The organism is Phycisphaeraceae bacterium, assembly GCA_040222855.1.
Classification (GTDB): Bacteria; Planctomycetota; Phycisphaerae; order Phycisphaerales; family Phycisphaeraceae; genus Mucisphaera.
Genome location: JAVKCD010000019.1, coordinates 820,137 through 841,190, shown reverse-complemented (window position 1 = coordinate 841,190; position 21,054 = coordinate 820,137). Strand labels below are relative to the sequence as shown.

The window sequence follows — 21,054 nt, the reverse complement described above, 5'->3', positions numbered from 1 at the left end:
GGGGTGGGCTGACTGATCGGGTTGGGTGGTGTTAGGATGCGTTGATGGCGACGCAACGGATTGTGACGGCGCAGTCGGAGGGGCCGGTGGAGGAGGCGGTGGCGCAGTCGTTGCGGCCGACGCGGATGGGGGAGTATGTGGGTCAAGCGCGGCTGGTGGAGAAGCTGACGATCGCGTTGGATGCGGTTCGTCAGCGGGGTGAGCCGATGGATCATGTTTTGTTGCATGGCCCGCCTGGATTGGGCAAGACGACGCTGGCGACGATCATTTCGCAGGAGATGGGGGCGAATCTGGTGACGACATCGGGTCCGGCATTGACGCGGCCGACGGACCTGGTGGGGACGCTGACGCGGCTGGCGGAGGGGGATGTGCTGTTTATTGATGAGATTCATCGGTTGCCGGTGGTGGTGGAGGAGTACATCTACCCGGCGATGGAGGATTTCAAGATTGATTTCACGCTGGACCAGGGAATGCACGCGAAGGCGATCACACTGCCGATCAAGCCGTTTACGTTGATCGGGGCGACGACGCGGGCGGGGTTGTTGTCGGGTCCGATGCGGTCGCGGTTCGGGCTGGTGCACAGCCTGGAGTTTTATACGGTGGAGGAGCTGCTGAGCATCCTGAGGCGGAGTGCAGGGTTGCTGGGGATGTTGGCGGAGGGTTCGGAGGATGCGGGGTTGCTGGAGGGGCTCAAAACCATCGCGGATCGGGCGCGGGGGACGCCCCGGATCGCGAATCGGTTGCTCCGACGGGTGCGGGATTTTGCGCAGGTGCGTGCGGCGGGGAAGGTGACGAGCCGTGTGGTGGATGAGGCGCTGGCGCTCGAGGGCGTGGATGAGCTAGGGCTCGACGAGCTGGACCGGAAGTACCTGAAGGTGATCGGGACGGTGTACGAGGGCGGGCCGGTGGGGCTGGAGGCGATCGCGGCGACGCTGGGTGAGGACTCGGCGACGCTGGAGGAGCTGGTGGAGCCGTTTTTGTTGCAGATCGGTTTTCTGGCGCGGACGCGTCGGGGTCGGGCGCTGACAGCGCGGGCGGCGGCGCATGTGGGGGTGGAGCTGGCGGAGCGGGATGAGGGGTTGTTTGAGTGAAGGGTTGGTGGAGCGGGTTTCATCTCGTGGAGTACGCTCGGATTGTTGGCTTGTGCTGAGAGTTTTGTGAGGGGATGGGCCCAGAGGTTTGCGCCTCTGGCTCGTGTCACGCTCGGCTCGATTGATGGTGATGAAAAGCGGCAATCCACGGTTGGTGGTTGTCGGCACGGGTCACGTCGCGTTGCTCCGATGACCCGTGGCACCCGAGATGCATGTGGAACCCGAGATGACCCGTGGTGCCCGAGCAGAGTGACCTTACTCGATTGACCCGGCGTACTGGATGACGAGGTAGGCGACGTACATGAGGACGAGGGGGTAGCCCATCCAGCCGGAGAAGTGGCCTTTGCGGGCGGCCATGGCGACGTAGATTCGGAACAGGACCAGCATGGCGAGCATGGTGGGGATGTGGAGCTGGAGGAAGACGTTGGGCCAGGAGGAGGTGGCTTCGACGAGGGGCAGGGGTGCGGCGAGGGCGGCGAAGCCGATGACGAAGAGGACGTTGAGGATGTCGGCGCCGATGACGTTGCCGACGAGCAGTTCGGGGTGGCCTTTGCGGATGGCCATGATGCCGACGACGAGTTCGGGGGTGGAGGTTCCCATGGCGACGAGGGTGCCGGCGATGACGACTTCGGGGACGCCCCAGCGGAGGGCGAGGGTGGAGGCGGACTGGACCATGACTTCTCCGCCAAGGATGACCATGGCGAGTCCGAGGAGGCCAAAGCCCACGAGCCAGAGGGTGGAATGAGGCTGGACTTCGTGTCCGTGGTGTTCGTCGGAGATGGGTGCCTGGGCGGATTGTTGTCGGGCCCAGTGCACGGAGATCCAGAGGTAGGCGGCGAGGAGCGCAACAAGGACGACGCCAAAGATGCGGCCGAAGGTGGCGGTGTCGCCCTGGTTGAACCAGAGGGTGTAGCAGATGGCGGCGAGGACGGCGCCGGAGCCGAACTGGACCCAGCCCTGGCGGGTGAGCAGGAAGCGGTTGGCGGGGAGGGTGCCGGCGACGATGCAGCCGAGGCCGAAGATGAGTCCGGTGTCGGCGATGATGGAGCCGACGCCGTTGCCCAGGGCGAGTCCGGCGTTGCCGGACCATGCGGCGAGAACGGAGACGGCCATCTCGGGGCTGGTGGTGCCGAGGGAGACGATGGTGGCGCCGACGACAATGCGGGGGAGTCCGAACTTGTAGGCGGTGGCGGCGGCGGCTTCGACGAGCCAGTCGGCGCCGCGGACGAGGACGGTGAGGGCGATGACGATGAACAGCAGCAGGAGCCACTGGGGCTGATCGACGAACCAGGTATTGGGGAGGAGCGCTGCGAGCATGGTGAGGGTGATATCTAGAGGGTAGTTGGTAAAGGGTTTGAGGGAGGAGGAGGAGAGGGAGAGGTTACTCGGCGCTGAGAGCGCCGACGTAGGCGGCGATAGCTTCGACGGTGCCTTCGGTCAGGCCGTCGAAGGTGGCGCGGACGGTGCCGGAGCGATCGACGACGAGGATTCTGGAGGAGTGGGTGATGGGCATCATGTCGTTGCCGGGATCTTCATCGAGGGCGAGCTTGAAGCCGTCCTGGACGAGGTCCCAGATAGTGGTGCGGTCGCCGGTGAGGAAGGACCAGCGGGCGCGGTCGGCTGAGTACTTGTCGGCGAAGGCGGCGAGGACCTCGGGGGTGTCGTTGTCGGGGTCAACGGAGATGGAGACCATGCGGGCATCTTTGAGGCCGAGGAGTTCAAGGCGTTCCTGGAGCTGGCTCATGCGGAGGGTCATGATGGGGCAGACGAGCTGGCATCGGGTGAAGATGAAGTCAACGACCCAGACTTGTCCGGCGAGGGTTTCGGAGTCGAAGGCTTCGCCGTCGGCGTTGATGAGCGAGAAGGCGGGTGCGGGTTGTTCGAGGGGGCTGCCGAAGGCGGGGTCGGGCTCGGCGGTGCCGACGGTGGTGGTGGAGGCGGGGCGTGTCATGAGGCCCATGACGATCATCCCGCCAGCGAGCGTGAGCATGGTGAAGCCGAGGGCGAGGAAGATGCGGTGTCGGACCATGGCGTTCATCGTCCACCTCGGACGGCTCGGGAGGCGAAAAACAGGGCGGCCGCCACAGAGGCAAGCAACAGGATGGCTGCGAGCCATGCGGGGACGAGCGGGGCGGGCGGGGCGCCTTCAAACATGGTGAAGCTCAGGAGGGTGTGACCGTAGGTAAGCGGGTTGATGTAGCCGAGGATGCGCAGCCAGAGGGGTGCGACGTCGAGAGGGAAGACGGCCCCGGAGAGGAACCACATGGGCATGAGCAGGACGTTCATCAGGGCGTGGAAGCCGGCGGTGGAGTTCATGGGCCAGGCGAGCAGGAGTCCGAGCCCGGCGAGGCCGAGGGCAACGACGGCGATGATGGCGAAGGCGGCCAGCCACCAGGTGATGGCGATGGGGCCGTAGACGAGGGGCCAGGCGATGAGGAAGAGCCCGCCTTGGAGGGTGGCGATGGTGGCGGCACCGAGCATTTTGCCAGCGGCGACGGCGGAGCCGGGTGCTGGGGAGACGAGGACGCCTTGGAGAAACCCTTCGCGGCGGTCTTCGATGACGGTGATCATCGAGAAGATGGCGGTGAAGAGGACGATCATCAGGACCGTGCCCATAAAGAAGTAAGCCATGTAGCCCACCCCCCCCCCACCATTGGCCGAGGGATCGCTTAACGGGCTGGGCATCGCGGCGGTTTCGCCGACGGTGACGACGTTGTTGAGTCCAGAGCCGAGGAGGATCCAGAAGATAACGGGTGTGGCGAGGGCGCCGATGATCCTTGTTCGCTGTCTTGAGAATCGGGTGAGTTCGCGCCAGGCGAGGGCGAGGGTGGCGCGGAGCCAGAGGGAGACGGGTCCGACCTCGGGGGCGAGGGTGGTTTGTTGGGGGTGGGCTTTGATGCCTGTGGCGGTCATGTCCGTATCGTATCCGGGGAGAGAAAGTCGAGCGCCGTCGGCGGTCTGCGCCGATCGCTACAATCCGGCTTGATTCCTCAAGACGCCAAGCGAAAGGCTGAGACGATATGAGTTTGATTCCGATGGTGATCGAGAAGACGGGGCGGGGCGAGCGGGCGTATGACATCTATTCGCGTCTGCTCAAGGACCGGATTGTGTTTTTGCCGGGTCCGGTCACCGACGAGTCGGCGAACCTGATCATCGCTCAGTTACTGTTTTTATCCAACGAGGACGCGAAGTCGGACATTCACTTCTACATCAACTCGCCGGGCGGGTCGGTGTCGGCGGGTCTGGGTGTGTACGACACGATGCAGTTCATCCGTCCGGACGTGGCGACGTACTGCATCGGCGTCGCGGCGTCGATGGGCGCGGTGTTGATGATGGCGGGGACGGCGGGCAAGCGTTACATGCTGCCGAACAGCCGGTCGCTGGTGCACCAGCCGTTGATGGGCGGGGTGATGCAGGGCCAGGCGACGGACCTGTCGATTCATGCCAAGGAGATGCTGCGGACGCGCGAACGGCTGTACAAGGTGATGAGTCATCACACGGGCAAGGATTACGAGCAGATCGCCAAGGACTGCGAGCGTGATTTCTGGCTCGATGCGGAGGAGTCGGTGAAGTACGGCGTGGCGGACTCGATTCTGACGCACTTGCCTGAGGGTGTTGCTGGTGCCGGCGAGGGGGGCAAGGGCGGGGGTGAATAACCCTCGCGGTCAGCACGGAGGCCGATTCATGGTTGTGCGACCTGTTTTGATGGCGGCGTTGTTGATGGGTTCGGTGGCGTGGCTGCCGGGCTGCTCGGCGAGCCGGGACAACGCTGTGCTCCGGCGTGAACGAGCGGAGCATCAGGACACGATCGCTCGGATGACAGAGGAGCTTCGGCGGTCGGAGGCCGAGGTAGCGGCGCTGCGGCAGCGGCTGGAGTTGAAGGGGAATGTGGAGGGCGCGGACGCTCCGGTGTTTAGTCAGGTGACGCTGGGTCGGCTGTCGGGTGCTGTGGATACAGATGAGGATGGGGTGAAGGACACGCTGCGGGCGTATGTCCGGACGCTGGATAATCGCGGGCGGATGCGGCCGATCAGCGGTCAGGCTGTTGTTGATGTCGTGCGCATCGTCTCCGGAAGTGAGCCGGTGGTGCTGGCGCAGAAAGTGTACGGACCTAAGGCGTTTGATGCGGCGTACCGGTCAGGGATCACGGGCACGCATTACACCTTCGAGTTGCCGATTGATGGCGCGGCGGTCGATGAGGCAACCGTCAGGGTGACGATCACGGACACTGAATCGGGAATCGTGGCGTCGGTGCAGCAGACGTTTGCGTTGAAGTAGACATCAAGACCGGGAGCGGAGACCAAGCAGGTGGAGCTGGCCAAGGGGCCAGGCGCAGAGGGCGTAGCTGCACATGCCGACGGTGATGGCGACGAGCACATGGACGCCGGGGTGGGCTGCATCCGAAACGAGTTGACCGGCGGCGAGGATGGTGGCGGTCATCACGACGGTGGCGAAGATGGTGCGGGTAAGGTCGGAGAGAAGTCGGGGGTCGAGGTGGTGGCGAAGGAGCATGAGCAGGCCGAGGACTTGAGCGATGGAGGCGATCGCGGTGGACCAGGCGAGGCCGGTGGCACCGAGAGGCCAGATCAAAGTGAGGTTGAGGGCGAGGTTCAGCGGGACCGTCCACGCCATGATCTTCAGCGGGGCGGACGGTCGGTCGAGTGCGTAGCAGGCGCGAGTGAGCACATGGGTGAGGGAGTAGGCCCAGACGGCGACGCCATAGGCCATGAGGAGCTGGGCGACGCGGGCGGTGGCGTCGGCGTCGAAGGCGCCGCGTTGGTAGATCAGTTCGACGATGGGACGAGCGACCAGAGCCAGGCCGATGCTCGCCGGGAGGGTAAGGAAAAGGGCCAGGGCGAGACCGCGGCGGAGCACACCCCGGAAGTCAGACCGATGGGAAGCGGCACGAGCGAGGGCGGGGAAGGTGGCGGTGGCGACGGCGATACCGAAGACGCCAAGAGGAAACTGATAGAGGCGCTGGGCCCACTGGATGGCGGCGACGGAGCCGGATTCGATGGGATAAGCCGGTTCGCCGGGGAGCCAGGACACGGTGGTATAGGTGATCTGCTGGAGGGTCATGTCGATCGCGGGCGGTGAGAGCAGGAAAGCGATGAGGCTGTCGAAGAGGGCGTTGATCTGGAAGACGGCGAGGCCAGCGGTCATGGGGAGCATCCGCCAGGCCATGGCGCGGACATCGGGTGCGGTGCCGTGGCGTGCGGCGGTGAGGAGGTTGCGGCGTGAGGCGGTGGCGATCATCCAGGTGAGTTGGAGGATTCCGGCGATGAGCACAGCGAAGGCGAGGGCGTAGGCGATGTCGCGGGACTCATCGGAGATCGAGGCTGCGTAGAGCGCGGCGGCGATCATGCAGAGGTTGAGCAGCACCGGCGCTGCGGCGGCGGGTGCGAAGCGGCCTGCGGTCTGGAGGAGTCCGCCCAGGAGCGCGACCAGGCAGATCAGCGGCATGTACGGGAGCATCCAGGCGGTAAGCCGGAGGGTTTCGGTGGCGCGTTGGGATAGGTCGTCGCTGGTCAGCAACAGCCCGATGAGCGCGAGGGCGAGGATCATCAGGGTGATGGTGATGAGGGTGGTGATGAGCAGGACCGCGGAGGCGAAGCGCGAGGCGCGGGGCGGGTCAGCGGTGGCGATGCGGGTGTAGGCGGGGATGAAGGCGGAGGTGAGGGCACCCTCGCCAAAGAGTCGTCGGAAGAGGTTGGGGATGAGGAAGGCGAGGAAGAAGATGTCGGCCCACGCCGAGAGGCCGAGGGTGGCGGCGAGGACGGCATCGCGGACGAGTCCGGTGACCCGGGAGACGAGCGTGAGCCCGCTCACGGTCAGGGTGGCCCCCCCCACCTGATCGCCTGCGCTCTTGGCGCTTGCTTCGGCAGAGGATGGGGGCGCGGAGTCAGCGGGCATGGGTGCGGGTCCCGATGTTCAAAGCGGTCAGAAGGGGCTGGGCTCCAGCGATGAGGACCCAGGCGACGAGCGCGGCGAGGAGGCCGACCTGATGCCAGTAGACATCAGCGGTTTCAAAGCCACGACCAGTATCCCGCTGGGCCATCTCGATGAGCGGGGCCGAGGCGGCGATAACAAAGACGGTGATGAGGACCGACCAACGCGGTCGCCTGAGCCCGGCGGGCATGGCGGTGGCGAGGAGGAAGGTCCAGAGGGCGGCGACGTAGAGATGACCGGGTTTGTCAGCACCATGGGTGCCAAGGCCCACGGTAGAAGCGAGCCGGATCAGCCATGGATTGGCTTCGGGGCGCATGAACAGCAGCAGGAGGCCGGGGGTGAGGAGGATGACCAGCCAGCGGGCGGTGATAGCGAGTCGATCGCGCCGCGGGATGGTGTGCTTGGGTCGGCAGGCGAGGTAGGCGGTAAGGACGCCTATGACGTTGGTCACGGCGTCTTCGATACCGGAGTAGCGGTTGACGAACTGCTGGGTGTACTCATCGAGCAGGGCATAGATAAGGACGATGGTGAGGGTGACCAGGTCGCCGACGTGGCGGCCCAGGAGACGGGTGAGGAGTTGGGCTCTGAGGGCCAGCCATGCGAGGAGGCCGAAGACCGCGACGTGGACCAGCTTGTCGGTCTGAACGACGGGCGTGGCGGAGGGTAGTGTGAGGCCGGGCCAGTGGGTCGCCAGGAAGAGTATGGGCCAGTAGATGACCAGCAGCGGGCGCGACCAGCGGTCGAGGGTTCGTTCGATCGGGGAACGAGGGCCAGCGGGGTGAAGGGGGGCGCTCATCACGGCGCGATCTCTTGATCGCGTGGCGTGCGTATCACGCCGAGGAGGACTCGTTCCCAGGCGGCGCAGCGGTGCTCGACGGCGTGCTTGTCGCGGGCGGCGGCGAGGGCATTGTCGCCGAGTTGTTTGCAGCGCGGTCGGTCAGCAGCGAGTTGTTCGATGGCGTGGACAAGGGCGTCGGCGTCGCCAACGGGCAGGGTGATGCCAGCGTTGGACTCGGTGAGTTCGAGGGCGACTTCGGCGTCTTGGGGCCCGACGAAGATCGAGGCGCGCCCCGCGGCCATGATGCCGTAGAGCTTCGAGGGCACGACAATGCCTGTGAAAGCGCGGAGTTGGCTGATGAGGTGGAGGTCAGCGGCGGCAAGCAGGTCGGCGAGGCGTTCGCGGGGCTGGTAGCCGTAAAGATCGGTGTTGGGGAGGGCCTGGGCTCGGTCGCGGATCTCGGCCATGCGTTTGCCCGAGCCGACGAAGACGAAGCGGATGTCCTCGCGGTGCTGGAGACGCTCGGCGGCGGCGACCAGCGTCTCGGCATCGTGGGCGAGGCCGAGGTTGCCGGAGTACATGACGACAAAACGGTCGCCAAGCTGCCAGTCAGCGCGGTAGGAACTGGCAGACGGGTCGGTTTCCTGAGGTTGGTTGGCAGCCCAGACGCCGATCCAGTCGACCTTGGCGGGCGGGATGCCTTTGGATTCGATAAGTGCCTTCATGCACCGGCCCAGGGCGACCGTGCGGTCAGCGTGGTGCAGGCACCAGCGGTTGAGGGCCTCGAAGCCGAGCGTCAGGATGCTGTCTGGCTTCATCACGCCCAGGGCAACAGGGACATCCGGGTAGAGGTCCATGGCCCAGTAGACCCAGCGAGACCCGCGTAGTTTGGCGAGTATCGCCCCAAGGAGTCCGATAAAAGGAGGTGTGGTGAGTGTGACCACGACATCAGCGCGAGGAAGGGTCAGGACTTTGAGTGCGGCAAGGGCGTAGAAGAGCAGGAAATCGGCGAGCCGGGCGGCGATGCCGCGTTTGCCGAAGATCGAGACGCCAACGCGGTGAACCTCGATCGCGCCATCCATGACCTCGAATTGAGGCAGGGTCGCTCCGGTCTGGCCGTAGATGGAGCGGGAGGCGACGACGTCGACCTGGTGGCCCTGTTGGACGAGGTAGCGGGCGAGGTCGTGGGCGTGCTGAGCCGTGGCAGCGACATCAGGATGAAACGGCTGGTTGAGGATTAGGACGCGCATGGACGGCTCGGGCGGGGGTTGGTGGCGCAGGGTGCGGGGTATCTCAGCGGGCTGGTTAGCGGATCATCGGCGGATCGCGGGGTGGTACGGGAGCGTTCAGGTGCGGATTATTCGGACGTGGCGTGAGGAATATGGGGCGGAAGACTGGGTCGGGGTGCGGTAGCATGGATAAGAGGCGTACCGAACGCCGAAGGACAGGATGTGGGCCGGTTGCGGCCCCCGATCAGGAGTCCGGTTATTTCTGCACTGACGATTCTCATCTTCTTCTTGATCATGACGACCCTGAGCATCGCCGTGTGGATCCGGCCGGGCTACGCGGTCGGCCTGGTGTTGTGCTGCTTCGTGTTCGAGCAGTGGGCACAGGCAGGCAGCAACGTGTTTGTGTCGTATTACTGGCTTACCAACTACATGACAGCGCTGATCGTCCTGATGGCGTTTACATCGATGATGATGCAGCAGCAGATGCGTTTGCCCAAGCTCGGGGCGGGGGCTGGGGTGTTGGCGGCGATGTATGTCTACTGCGCCATCTCGGTGGTCTGGTCGGTGGACCGGGGAGAGACGCTCGGGGTGCTGCGGAGCTCGCTTATCTACCTGATTCCGTTTGGGTTCTTGGCCCCGCTGGCGGCGAGTGACACCAAGGCGATCCGGGATGGGCTGGTGATGACCGTGGTTCTCGGTTTGTTTCTTCTCATTACCTTGCTGATGAACCCGAACTGGAGTGTCCGGGGTGTCCAGCTGGCGGTGGAGGGAACGGCAAATAATCAGATCCGCGAGATCGGCAACCCGCTCGAACTGGCGTCGCTTGGCGGCTATCTGGCGATCATTATTGCCTTGCTCAAGCTGCCGTTCCTGCCGGACTGGTTCCGGTGGGCTCGTTGGCTGGTGGTGGGTCTTGCGTTGACTCTGATCATCGCGTCCTCATCCCGTGGACAGTTTTTTGCTTCGGTGGGTGTGATCATCCTCATGCTGCCATTTGCTTACAAGATCAAATCACTCGGCAACTTCATCTCGATTGTTTTTGGTATCGGCATCGTGGGTGTGCTGGCGCTGGTGCTGCTCCAGACATCGACGGGCGAGCGGTTTGCGATCGCCAATATGCTGGAAAACTACTGGGACACGCGGCTGGGACCATCGGCCATCCTGTTGGGTGCGTGGGCCGAAGCGGGGGTTCTGTACTGGCTTCTTGGGCTGGGTAGCTCTGCGTCGTTTTCCAATGACATCATTGGTTTTTATCCGCACTTTGTTCCCGCAGAGGTTCTAGGCGAGCTTGGTCTGGTGGGTATGGGCATGTATCTCGTGGCTTATGCGCTGATACTTAGGGCGTTCTATCGGTCATTCTCAGCGGTTGCCCCGTTTCCCGAGGCGCGTAGCCTGGTCGCGACCGTTTTCGGCCTGGCGCTGTTCTACAGCCTGCTCACACTCAAGCAGGGATCGTTCATCGCTTCCTATCCGCTGATGATCTTTTTCATCATGATCGGGACGATCGACCGCGACGTGAGGGTCATGCTCGCGGCGGGCGCACAAGGGATGATGCCCCAGGCACCTCAGAACATTGAGAACACGGCCAATCGTAGCGGTGAGAGAGTGCAGCCAGTATGAAGTCTGTGATGTTACTGGTCTGTGGGCCGATGCTGTGTGTGGGCTTGCTGCTCTGCTCATCCGGGATGTCCCGGGCGCAGCCAACGATCATGCACGGACCCATCGGCGAGCGGGTTCTCGTTTCGGGGCCCGCTTTTCCTGTTTACGACGCGACGCTTTACCAGAACAAGCCCGATCTCGAATCGCTCTTCGGGATGCCCCGGCTCCGCACTCACGGTCGGTTATGGTCCAAGGGCGAGGATCAGGACGAGCCGATCCGGGCGAGAGTAATTGCCTCCATGGCAAATATCCCGCGCGGCGAGATCATGTTTCTCGACATCGAGCACTGGCCGATGCGGGGAGAGCCCGAGGTCGTTGCCGAGACGGTCCGCAAGTTCAATCTGGTGACGCAGTGGGTGCGCGAGGCGCGTCCGGACCTGACCATCGGCTACTACAGCTTCCCGCCCGTGAGGGACTATTGGCGTGCGATCAAACCAGTCGACTCGCCGGAGTACCTGCGGTGGCAGGCAGATAATCGGGCGGTGGCTCCGATCGCGGACCGCGTCGACATCATCTATCCCTCGCTCTACACGTTTTATGAAGATCGTGAAGGCTGGGTGACCTACGCCGAGGCCAATCTCCGCGAAGCGCGGCAGTACGGCAAGCCGGTCTACGCTTTCCTCTGGCCGCAGTACCACGTGTCCAATCAGAAGGTCAAACTGCAGCTCATCGAGCCCGCCTTCTGGCGCATCCAACTCGAGACCTGCCTGGAGCACGCCGACGGCATCGTCATCTGGGGCGGGTGGATGGACAGCGAGGGCCAGCGACTCTCCTGGGACCCGACAGCCCCGTGGTGGCGCGAGACACTGGCAGTCATGGCCGAGCACGGCGAACGGCTGATCGATCCGCGAGCCGCCCAGCCGTAGAGTCTTATTTAGCGATAAAGTTTTTTCTGGATTCTCCAGAGCACCTTTCGTAAGCTTAATCTTGCTTTCGATGGGCACAGGGAGAGGTGTGTAATCCATTGGAGAAGGAGTCATCTGATGATGAGACGGATTCTGCCGATGATCGTGGCGGTCGGACTGGTGCTGCTGGGCCAGAGCGTCGCGTGGGCCGGACCGATGACCACCCCCATCGCCGAGGGCAATGGCCAGGGTGTGGCCCGTTACGTGGGCTCACGAGTCTTCCAGGAGATCAAGACCCTCACGTACGCCTACCCGACGACGTCGATCGACTACCAGCGTGCTGAGTTCGACATCAACGAAGGGTCCATCGACGGATTCGCCGGCGCGGCCGGTCTGGCTCGTACCAAGCCAGACCAAGGCGTCATCAGCATGAGCGCCGGCACCCGAACCGAGACCAGCAACTCCCGCGACTTCCTCGGCGACAGCTCCGGCTGGTCTCGCTACCACGACACCTTTGATGTCCTCTCCGACACCCTTCCTGACGGCACCGAGGTCACCGTCTGGTTCCAGTTCGCCATGAGTGTCCTCGACTCGACCAACCACACCGCGTCATCCAGCGCCGGTGGGTTTGGCGGGAACAACGCCACCAACAACGGACTTGCGACGGTTCGCGTCCAGACTGATGGCTCAACCGACAATCTCTACGAACACACCGCAACCCATACCCGCAACCGGGCCGGCGAGACCGGCAGCACCGGCGTGCTTCAGCAGGATATAGCCAACGCGGACGATGACCCCTACAACAATCGCGGAAATGAACTGGTGGCTCTCAAGGCCGTGATCGGCTCGACGCTGACGCTTGAGCTCTACCTCAGCGGAGAGAGCGATTCGAGGGTTCAGTTTGCTCACGACGCCAACAGCGGGTTCTGCGCAGCGCTGGTCTGGGGCTTTGATGTCGAAGACGGCTACCTGCTCTCACATCTCGAACCGGACTTCCCGATCCCTTCGGCGAGCACTGCCACGCGAGAACGCGCAACGCTCGAAATTCCCCCCGGACCCTATCCAGTCCCGGAGCCAGCGAGTCTTTTCTGGTTAAGTGGGTTCCTGATCGCGCGTCGTCAGGCGTGCCGCCCGGCCGCGTAGCGGATCGCTGCCTCGAAGCCATCGACCATGTGTTCAAGGGTGAAATCTTCGGTGACCGTGCGCAGCGCTGCGTCCCGCATCGCCTCGTGTCGCTGGCTGTCGTGGAACAGATCGGTCAGCGTTTCGGCGAGCGCATTGGCGTCGCCATCGGCGAAAGTCAGGCCGTTGACACCCGGTTCCAGCGCATCGATCTCAGGGTTGTGAGAGGCCAAGTCGTCACCAACCACAACCGGCACGCCGTAGCCCATGGCATGAATCAGACTCAGACCGACGTTGGCGGGGTAGACAAAGGCATCAGCAGCCAGGAACCAGGGGGCGAGTTCGAGGTCGCCATAGATCGCGCCCGGCATGAGGACATGGTCTGCAACACCCAGTTTCTCCGCGAGGGCTTTAAGCTCACCCGCGGTCTCGCCCTTGCCGATAAGTACGGCTCTGAACTGTGGGAAGCGCTCGACGAGCGAGGGCGTCGCACGGATCAGTAAGTCCTCCCGGTTCGCAGGCGCGAAGCGAGAGACGTAGAGGGCGATCGGCCCGTGATTGAGTCCGTGCTGGTCCCTGAAACGCTCGAGCTCGAGTGGCCGTGAGACCCAGTTCTCTCGCGCGTGCTGGATGTTGGTTTGGTCGAGGGCGTTGGCGGCGACGTGGAGTCGCTCGGGCTCAAAGCCCTCTTGTTCGTACCGTTTGGCGATCGAGCGGCTGTAGAACATCATGGCGTCGGCCTGGCGGCCGAGGCGCGTGCGGACTTTCGCCCGCCAACCGGCTTCGGTTTTGGAGTAGCCATGGCCCCAGACGACGGTGCCGACGCCCGACCATCGAGCACGCTTGAGAGCGATCGGCAGCGACGCATAGTGGGCGTTCCAGGTCAGCACAAGGACATCGGCACGCTTCTTCGTGGCGTAGCGGATCTGGGCCGGGTCCCAGAGGACCTCGCGCCCGCCCAGCCGGAGGCTACGCAGGGTGCTTGGCTCAGCGGCGAACCCATCCGGCTCAAGATTCGGGAGCTTCGGATCGTGCGTATACGTCACCAGAACATCGAGTCCGGGACGGCGTGCCAGTTCTTTGAAGACCGGGACCCGATAAGCCGGGAGGGCCGGCTGCTGGATGACCACGCGAATAGGTGACGACGATGGGCTGACGGCGGTGCTCCTGAGGGCGTCTATCCCGTTACCTTAACGATCGGCCGCAAGGCGGTCGCTCAGGAACTCCTCATGGCGGAAAGCGGCATGATTCTGATCAACGGTCTCTCCATCGGAGGTGGTGGCGGGCTGACCGTCGGGATCGAGCTGACGCGCGCACTAGCCCAGGCTCGACCGGGCTGGGCTATCGGACTGCTGCTGACACGCGGCCACCCGCTGCACGAGGAGGCGAGCGATGTGACTTGGCCCGCAGGAGTCAAGCTGATCTGGGCCGACCCATCGACTCGCCAGCGACAAGCCAGGGATCGTTATGAGGCCAGGATGCTACCGAAGCTGGTTGAAGACCGCGGGGTCCGTGTGCTGATTCAACTCAACGGCATGATGCCGTGCGGCAGGGTCCGCGTGCCGGTGATCTGCCATCATCAGGACCCCTGGCCGTATCGCTACCAGGCGTGGTTTAGCTGGAAACATCACCTCATCGCCTGGTTCAAGCGCAGACGGCATCGCAGGTCACTACGCGATGCGACATGGCTGACCTTCACCAGCGAATACCTGATGCAGACCGTCACCACGCATCACGGATTCGACACGAAGCGATGCTCGGTTCTTCCCAACGGTCTGCCGGATCATCTCTACGAGGAAGCTCATCGCGAGCAGATCGACCCGCGAGCCGACGAGATCCTGACCGTCAGCAATGTGTCGCCTTACAAGCAGCAATGGCGCGTGATCGAGGCACTCGCCGAACTCGACCAGCGGGGTCACAAAGGCGTGAGCTACCGGGTTCTTGGCGGGGGAGCGAAAGAAGACCTCGACGCCCTGGTTGAGCGTGCCAAGACGCTGGGACTGAGCGATCGGGTCGCCGTGGAGGGACGTGTCGCGACCGAGCGGATCACCTGGGCCTATCGCAGGGCGCGGATTTTCGCGCTGCCCAGTCAGTGCGAGAGCTTCGGCATCCCGGCGATCGAGGCGATGGCCTTTGGTGTACCGGTGGTGGTCGCCGACTGCTGCGCCCTGCCCGAAGTGACAGGCGACGCCGCCCTCCACGCTGACCCCGACAGCACCACAGCACTCGCCAATGCAATCGAGCGTTTGCTGACCGATCGAGACCTCGCCAAAACGCTGATCGAGCGCGGTCGAGAGAGGATTCATCGCTATCGGTGGTCGGACAGCGGGGTGAAGCTCGCCGAGATCATCGAGAAATTCTGATACGACTCAGATGAGCACGCGTTCCTTGATCGCGCGGGCCGGGTTACCCACACAGACATGACGCTCGGGCATGCTCTTGTACACGCTCGATCGAGCGCCAACGACGCTTAGACGCCCAATGGTGACACCCGGGCCGATGTAGGCATCCGCACCGATCCACACGTCGTCGCTGAGGTTGATCGGCGTGCGGAGCAAGCGAAAAGTCCGGTCGGTGTAGTCGTGTGTTCCGGCGCAGAGATGAGCGTATTGACTGACGATCGAACGCTTGCCGATGTGGATGCGTCCGAGGCTGTAGAGGATGGCGTAGTCGCCGACGGTCGCATCGTCCTCGATGTGCAGCATCCACGGCACCTCGATGTTCACCGTCGGCCGGATGGCGACCCGCTTGCCGATCCGGGCGCCAAAGCGCCGGAGAATCCACGCCCGCAGGCCGTACCAGTTGTGAAACGTCACCCGGAACAGCGGCTTACCGACAAGCATCCAGACCGCGCGAGCCAGTTTCTCACGGAAGTTCCACGGACTGGCCTCGGGCTGGGTCTGCATCGCCGGCCCGCGATGCGAGCCATCCTGACTCGGGTCCGGCGGGAGCTGGCGAACCGTCCCCTCAACCGGGTCGGGTTCGTCATCGGGCAGCGGCATCGTGGGCGGAGCGGTCAGCGTGTCGCCTTCAGGCACAGCAAGAGTCCCGCCCGACGACTGCATCGCCTCAGCAGGCTCAAAACCAGCCTGTTTAGCCTGACTCATGATGTAGCGAAACTTGAGCGCTACCATCCCGTCGTAGGTGGCGATGAGCTTGCAGAAGTCAAAACCCGCCCGACCGTCGAGGAAACCGAGACGGAAAAAATACATGTAGATGAATCGCCAGAGCCACGGAAACGGCATCCGGTGCATGATGTTGCGCTTGAGCCAGCGCCGCCTGCGCGTCTCGTCGGTGAGGTTGGCCTCGTCCGAAGAGCGGTGGCTGGCGTACTCATGGAAGAGCTGCTGCGCTTCAAGAGTCGAGTAGCGGTTGTGCTTGGCAATGAAATGCTCAAGGCCCCTGCGGTCGTTGTGGAGCATCGGCTCGTCGATGTAACCAATCGGATCATCCACGATCATGTGTTCGTGCACCGCCCGGTTCTCATAGAACGCACGGCCTCGCTTGATCAGCCGCATGTTCCAACTGGGGTAGTACCCGCAGTGCCAGATCGGCCGGCCCATGAAGTACGTCACCCGGTTGATGAAAAAACCGTTCTCAGCAACCCGGTCCATCGGCTGGCGGGTGACCTCCAGCATCCGGTCACGCAGCTTCTCCGTGATGACCTCGTCCGCGTCGAGGATCAGCACCCACTCGCTCGTGAACGGCAGCGTCCGCAGCCCCCAGTTCTTCTGCTTCGCGTACCCCTCCCAGTCATGCTGGACCACCTCGGCCCCAAGCTCCGTAGCGATCTGCTGGGTGCCATCGGTCGATCCGGAATCGACGACAAACACCTTGTTGGCCCAACCACGCACCGACACAATGCAGTGCTTGATGTTGAGCGACTCGTTGTACGTGATGATCATCACGTCGATCATGATCTGGCCTGGCCTCGTTCGAGGGGTGCGGGGGCATCTCGGGATGAACCGATGATACGTCAGCTGGCGTATCAGTCACTTCGGCTGCTCCGCCGATCCGATGAAGCCACTTATGCCCGCTAGCGATCCCAAGCACGATTCACACCCTCCCACGTCGACCCAGACGGTGCGATCCGTCCAGCGGCTCGATCGCACCTCGGCGTATCCCTACGCAAGGTCCGAATATCTTGGCCGATTGCTCTGGACCCTCGTTCAAACCCTGCTGATCCGCCCAAGCCCGGCGCGCTGCTACGGCTGGCGACGATTCTGGCTCCGCCGCTTTGGAGCCACCATCCCCTCAACCTCCGGGACCCGACCCTCAACCCGGATCATGCACCCCTGGCTCCTCGAACTGGGCAGCTACACCCTCATCGGCGACCGGGTCAACGTCTACAACCTGGGCCCGGTGAAGCTCGGCGACCACACCGTCGTCTCGCAGGACGCCCACCTCTGCGCCGGCACCCACGACCACACCCGACCCGAGCTCCCGCTGGTCCGCAGCCCGATCACCATCGGCTCGGGCGTCTGGGTCTGCGCCGAGGCTTTTGTCGGCCCCGGCGTGACCGTCAGCGACAACGCCGTCGTCGCAGCCAGAGCCGTGGTGACCCGGGATGTCGAGCCCGCCATGATCGTTGGCGGGAACCCAGCCCGAGTCATCAAGCCACGGGTCATGGCCGAGGGCTCGGAGCCGGCATAGCCGACTCGACCGGACCGGTCCGGTCAGAAGGCTCACGGAACCCGAGTACCAAAATCAGCGTCGCGATCCCGGAGAGCGTCATCCCCATCGCGAAGACCGTCGACAGGTTGTTATCCGGCACAAAACCCGGCACGATCGGGCCGAGCGTCCGTCCAAGACCAAAAACCATGAACGCGAACACCCCCTGAATCGACGTCCGATCCGTGCGACCGGCGAGCTGATTGAGAAACACCGGGACCGCGATCACCAGCAGCAGCATGGCTGGCCCGTGGAAGAGCTGCGAGACGATCGCCGCAGCAGCCGTTGGCACCGCATACAACAGCAGAAGACGAACGCACAACGCTCCCGCACCCAGAATCACGACGCCCCTCAGCCCGATACGCGATCGGAGCCACCCGAACGTCAGCGTGCAGAACACCTCAGCGATCACGCCCAGCGCGACAATCAGCGCGATATACCGGTCGCCGACCCCGAGTTCACGAAGATGCAGAGGATAAAAACCGTAATACGCCGAGAGCGAGCACGAAAACAGAAGCACCGCAAGGCAGAACCACCGCGCATCCGGCCGCAGCAGCCGCCTCGCCGCCGTCCAGGTCGGAAACGCAGCCAGCGACCCCGTGGCCACTTCATGCCTCACCGTGGGGAGTCTCCGGGTGTTCAGAATCGTCAGGAGACACACCACGATCCCGAACACCATCGCCAGCCGCGAACCCAAGCCGCCATCCGGAAGAAAGATCGCCAGCGGGACGGCCGGCAGGATAAACCCGTAAGCCCCATAGACCCGGATGCGATGGAACGGCGTCTCGGGCACATCAGCCGGACGCTCCGCCTCAACCCGGAAGTGCAGGGCATCAGAGACCGGAAATGTCGGCGTGATACACAAGGCAACCAGGGCGTAACCCACCGCAGCAAACACCAGGCCCTCGGCCTGCGCAAAAAGAGCCAGGCCAAAACTCATCACCAGAAAGATGCCCGCGATCAGCCGTCTCGGCTGAAGATGAAGGTCCGCCAAAGCACTCAGCAGCGGCGGCGTGATGAACACCGAGACGCCAAACAGCGCGATCACCCAGCCAATCTCATTCTGCGTCAGACCCGCGTCCTTAAGCAGAAGCGGGGCATAGGGCTGGACGATCCCGAAAACGGCGTAAGCAAGGAGATAGTGGCTGCGAAGTGGGTCCAAGACCAAAGTGTAATCCCACAGAGATCAAAAAAAGCGAGGGCGACTGAAACAGTCGCCCTCGCTCAAGATCAAGACGCGGTCGGTCGCGTCGCTTAGTTCGATGCCGCGGGCAACAACACCTCATCAATCACATGGATCACGCCGTTGGATGTGCTGATATCGGTGTACAGAATATCGGCCCCATTGACCGTCGCGACCAGCTTGCCATCTCGCGACTCAAGGTCGAAGCTGACGGACTGGCCTTGGACCGTCTTCGCCACCTCAGCGTCGAGCGCATCGGTCGCCTTCACCTTCGCCGGGATCACGTGATAAGTCAGGATCGCAACCAACTGGTCCTTGTTCTCAGGCTTCAGCAGTGTCTCGACCGTGCCCTTCGGCAGCTTCGCAAACGCCTCATCCGTCGGTGCCAGCACCGTGAACGGACCCTCGCTCTGAAGCACCTCGACAAGGCCCGCCGCCTTGACCGCAGCGACCAAGGTCTCAAACTTACCCGCCGAGATCGCCGTCGCCACAATGTCCGACTTGGCGGTCATACTCTTGCCAGCATCCTCGGTCTTCGTCGAGCAACCACAGTCACTGCAGGCATAAGCCGTAGCGCCCCCAGCAAAAGCCATGACGGCGAAGGTCGCAACAAACATTCTGCTTAACGTATTCATTCTGTTTCCTTTCGAGAAATTTGCGTCGAACAGGGAAGCATAGGCGCGCGACCGAGGGTTTTCCTGTAGTAGCGCACACCGATCCCCGATTCCCTCAGGCGATCTAAAGACCCGCTTTCCCCTGTGCCCAACCCACTGCCCCTGAAAGCCAATATCACGCCCCATGCGTGCCCGGCCCCATGGGCGTTGCAGCCGGACAATTCCGGACCTTCCCCGGACAACCCCCTGTCGGCATGATGATCGGACCCGGCACGATGGGCACGATCGTTTTTTTTGATGCCGACGGTCTTAATCCATCCCCCCGCTCTTCCGATGTTGCCCTTGTCGCCGGCCGTTTGTCGGCGACACGGAGACCCACGGAGAAAGACAGCCATGCCGAAGCAAAAGGACATCCTGACCACGGGCGAAGTCGCCAAGATCTGTAACGTCGCCCCCCGAACCGTCAGCAAATGGTTCGATTCAGGGCAGCTCAAGGGTTATCGGATCCCCGGTTCCAAAGACCGACGGATCCCGCTGACCGCCTTGATCAAGTTCATGAAGCAGCACCAGATCCCCCTCGACGGCCTCCAATCGGGCAAGACCCGCGTCCTGCTCGTCGAGGAACCCTCCGAGACGGTCGACGTGCTCAAGAAAATGCTCTCCGAGCAGGCCGGCTACGAAGTCGCCCTCGCCCGCTCCGGCTTCGCCGCCGGCGTCGAGTGCGAAAAGTTCCGACCCCACGTCATCCTCATCGACCTGCACCTCGGCGACATCTCCGGCGAAGACGTCCTCAAACTCGTCCGCGACAACTCCGACCTGCAGATGACCAAGGTCATCGCCGTAAGCAGCAAACTCACCGAAGGCCAGGCCGCAGGCCTCACCCAGGCCGGCTTCGACGGCTTCCTACGCAAACCCTTCCAGGTCAAACAGATCATCAACGCCGTCGAAGATGCCACCGCCCTGGTCTACTAACAACCACCACCCAAAAACCAAAGACCCCCACCCAGACCACCCGCAAGGGTGGTCTGTGGCTATTGAGACGATGGCAACAGATCCGCCCTCGGCTGCGGTTCACCAGGATGCTCAAAGACACGGAAGACGATATCGCCAGAGGCCGGATCTTGCTCCGTATCCCAGTTCACCGGAATCCCACCATCATCCTCCCCATCGGGTCCTCTGGAGTAAACCACAAGACCCCAGTCATGCCGCTTGAGCTTCAACCCTGTGCTTGGTGGGCCCAGGCCGTAGTCGTCGTAGGGAACTGAGGGCAGGAATTGTGGCACGAGTTCATCCAGAGTCTCGGGAATCCGTCCATACTGGAGCATGTATTGATAGCAGGCCAATGCAGTTTTGAAGACAGCAAACCTCATCTCCATCTGTCGAGATGAATCAGCAAACGCATCGAAGATACCTTCGGAGGAAAACCAAGTTGAGGGGTCCAGCGTCTGCACATCGTGATCGAAAACAAGCATCGAGACCTCGTTGAACTCAAAATCTGACGCAAACGACAGATAGCCCGTCAGTGATCTTTGTCGGTTCAGCGCCCACACACCACTAAGCTGCGATGCACGCAGTGCAATGCGACCCCACGGTGGATCATAAGGAAACAAATCGCCCACCACCCAGCCATCAGGTACCGGATATCGGTAGGTCTGGTCAATCAGCACGTACTCGCCGACCAGGTTTCTCTTGTGCGTCGCCACAAGCGCGTCGCGTGAGATCGCATCAGCTATCTCGGCATACTGTTGAACCGACATCAAGTGCAAAGCGAGATCTCGTTCGACCGAATCCATCAAGTAGGCAAGTATTAATGAGTACACCAACCCGCTGATCATGGTGGGCTCGTGCTCCATGCTTCGCAGGAGTGACGCATAGACAGCGACGCCCTCTATGTAGGCGGGCCCGTCACCATC

21 protein-coding genes are annotated in these 21,054 nt (G+C 63.0%); 10 read left to right on the top strand and 11 right to left on the bottom strand.

The features are described 5' to 3' along the window. The first annotated feature begins 44 nt into the window (after positions 1-44). Complete coding sequence (gene ruvB, locus RIG82_08740; GenBank protein ID MEQ9461024.1) at positions 45-1,091, top strand: Holliday junction branch migration DNA helicase RuvB; 1,047 nt, start codon at positions 45-47, stop codon at positions 1,089-1,091. A gap of 255 nt (positions 1,092-1,346) precedes the next feature. Here the strand turns inward: ruvB and RIG82_08735 are convergent, their stop codons facing one another. The 3 genes from RIG82_08735 to RIG82_08725 all read right to left on the bottom strand — a co-directional run bounded on the left by RIG82_08735 (position 1,347) and on the right by RIG82_08725 (position 4,004). After that, positions 1,347-2,408, bottom strand: coding sequence for a sodium:calcium antiporter (locus tag RIG82_08735; GenBank protein ID MEQ9461023.1), 1,062 nt, complete (start codon positions 2,406-2,408; stop codon positions 1,347-1,349). A 64-nt stretch (positions 2,409-2,472) separates the two neighbouring features. Further along, positions 2,473-3,120, bottom strand: a complete 648-nt coding sequence (locus tag RIG82_08730) for an SCO family protein (protein MEQ9461022.1) — start codon at positions 3,118-3,120, stop codon at positions 2,473-2,475. Positions 3,121-3,125: 5 nt separating this feature from the next. Beyond that, the gene (locus RIG82_08725) at positions 3,126-4,004 is read right to left on the bottom strand and encodes an ABC transporter permease (GenBank protein MEQ9461021.1); all 879 of its coding nucleotides are present in this window, start codon (positions 4,002-4,004) and stop codon (positions 3,126-3,128) included. 107 nt (positions 4,005-4,111) lie between these two features. Between RIG82_08725 and RIG82_08720 the strand changes: the two genes are divergently transcribed. Both RIG82_08720 and RIG82_08715 read left to right on the top strand, forming a co-directional pair. Next, complete coding sequence (locus RIG82_08720; protein ID MEQ9461020.1) at positions 4,112-4,747, top strand: ATP-dependent Clp protease proteolytic subunit; 636 nt, start codon at positions 4,112-4,114, stop codon at positions 4,745-4,747. A gap of 28 nt (positions 4,748-4,775) precedes the next feature. Next, entirely contained in the window at positions 4,776-5,369 is a 594-nt protein-coding gene (locus tag RIG82_08715) for a hypothetical protein (protein MEQ9461019.1), read from the top strand. 3 nt (positions 5,370-5,372) lie between these two features. Here RIG82_08715 and murJ read toward each other — a convergent pair whose 3' ends face one another. The 3 genes from murJ to RIG82_08700 are packed head-to-tail and all read right to left on the bottom strand — an operon-like array spanning position 5,373 to position 9,068. Continuing rightward, a complete protein-coding gene (gene murJ, locus RIG82_08710; protein MEQ9461018.1) occupies positions 5,373-7,004 on the bottom strand; it encodes a murein biosynthesis integral membrane protein MurJ in 1,632 nt (543 codons plus the stop codon). After that, the gene (locus RIG82_08705; GenBank protein MEQ9461017.1) at positions 6,994-7,836 is read right to left on the bottom strand and encodes a VanZ family protein; all 843 of its coding nucleotides are present in this window, start codon (positions 7,834-7,836) and stop codon (positions 6,994-6,996) included. The genes murJ and RIG82_08705 overlap by 11 nt, the downstream gene beginning before the upstream one ends. Then, a complete protein-coding gene (locus RIG82_08700; protein ID MEQ9461016.1) occupies positions 7,836-9,068 on the bottom strand; it encodes a glycosyltransferase family 4 protein in 1,233 nt (410 codons plus the stop codon). The genes RIG82_08705 and RIG82_08700 overlap by 1 nt, the downstream gene beginning before the upstream one ends. On the opposite strand from RIG82_08700, the gene RIG82_08695 reads away from it, so the two are divergent. The 4 genes from RIG82_08695 (at position 9,067) to RIG82_08680 (ending at position 12,694) form a co-directional block, all read left to right on the top strand. Further along, entirely contained in the window at positions 9,067-9,231 is a 165-nt protein-coding gene (locus RIG82_08695; protein MEQ9461015.1) for a hypothetical protein, read from the top strand. The genes RIG82_08700 and RIG82_08695 overlap by 2 nt on opposite strands. A 110-nt stretch (positions 9,232-9,341) precedes the next feature. Next, positions 9,342-10,667 carry a hypothetical protein gene (locus RIG82_08690; protein MEQ9461014.1) on the top strand — a complete coding sequence of 442 codons (1,326 nt, stop codon included), beginning with the start codon at positions 9,342-9,344 and terminating at the stop codon, positions 10,665-10,667. Beyond that, positions 10,664-11,572 carry a hypothetical protein gene (locus tag RIG82_08685; GenBank protein ID MEQ9461013.1) on the top strand — a complete coding sequence of 303 codons (909 nt, stop codon included), beginning with the start codon at positions 10,664-10,666 and terminating at the stop codon, positions 11,570-11,572. The genes RIG82_08690 and RIG82_08685 overlap by 4 nt, the downstream gene beginning before the upstream one ends. A 117-nt stretch (positions 11,573-11,689) precedes the next feature. Further along, complete coding sequence (locus RIG82_08680) at positions 11,690-12,694, top strand: hypothetical protein (protein MEQ9461012.1); 1,005 nt, start codon at positions 11,690-11,692, stop codon at positions 12,692-12,694. On the opposite strand, the gene RIG82_08675 is transcribed toward RIG82_08680, so the two are convergent. After that, positions 12,670-13,803, bottom strand: a complete 1,134-nt coding sequence (locus RIG82_08675) for a glycosyltransferase family 4 protein (protein MEQ9461011.1) — start codon at positions 13,801-13,803, stop codon at positions 12,670-12,672. The two genes, RIG82_08680 and RIG82_08675, sit on opposite strands and share 25 nt — an antisense overlap. A 99-nt stretch (positions 13,804-13,902) precedes the next feature. On the opposite strand from RIG82_08675, the gene RIG82_08670 reads away from it, so the two are divergent. Beyond that, positions 13,903-15,036 (top strand): glycosyltransferase family 1 protein, encoded by a 1,134-nt coding sequence (locus RIG82_08670; GenBank protein MEQ9461010.1) that lies wholly within the window; start codon positions 13,903-13,905, stop codon positions 15,034-15,036. Between the two features lie 6 nt (positions 15,037-15,042). Here RIG82_08670 and RIG82_08665 read toward each other — a convergent pair whose 3' ends face one another. Continuing rightward, positions 15,043-16,578 carry a WcaF family extracellular polysaccharide biosynthesis acetyltransferase gene (locus RIG82_08665; protein MEQ9461009.1) on the bottom strand — a complete coding sequence of 512 codons (1,536 nt, stop codon included), beginning with the start codon at positions 16,576-16,578 and terminating at the stop codon, positions 15,043-15,045. Between the two features lie 124 nt (positions 16,579-16,702). On the opposite strand from RIG82_08665, the gene RIG82_08660 reads away from it, so the two are divergent. Continuing rightward, on the top strand, positions 16,703-17,326 hold the full coding sequence (locus RIG82_08660) for a hypothetical protein (protein MEQ9461008.1): 624 nt from the start codon (positions 16,703-16,705) through the stop codon (positions 17,324-17,326). On the opposite strand, the gene RIG82_08655 is transcribed toward RIG82_08660, so the two are convergent. Together RIG82_08655 and RIG82_08650 are read right to left on the bottom strand one after the other, a co-directional pair. Then, positions 17,298-18,506, bottom strand: coding sequence for an MFS transporter (locus RIG82_08655; GenBank protein ID MEQ9461007.1), 1,209 nt, complete (start codon positions 18,504-18,506; stop codon positions 17,298-17,300). The genes RIG82_08660 and RIG82_08655 overlap by 29 nt on opposite strands. A gap of 92 nt (positions 18,507-18,598) precedes the next feature. Then, a complete protein-coding gene (locus RIG82_08650; protein ID MEQ9461006.1) occupies positions 18,599-19,162 on the bottom strand; it encodes a fasciclin domain-containing protein in 564 nt (187 codons plus the stop codon). 372 nt (positions 19,163-19,534) lie between these two features. Between RIG82_08650 and RIG82_08645 the strand changes: the two genes are divergently transcribed. After that, a complete protein-coding gene (locus RIG82_08645) occupies positions 19,535-20,113 on the top strand; it encodes a response regulator (protein MEQ9461005.1) in 579 nt (192 codons plus the stop codon). A gap of 59 nt (positions 20,114-20,172) precedes the next feature. Here RIG82_08645 and RIG82_08640 read toward each other — a convergent pair whose 3' ends face one another. Continuing rightward, positions 20,173-20,994 carry a hypothetical protein gene (locus RIG82_08640; GenBank protein ID MEQ9461004.1) on the bottom strand — a complete coding sequence of 274 codons (822 nt, stop codon included), beginning with the start codon at positions 20,992-20,994 and terminating at the stop codon, positions 20,173-20,175. Positions 20,995-21,054: the final 60 nt, after the last annotated feature.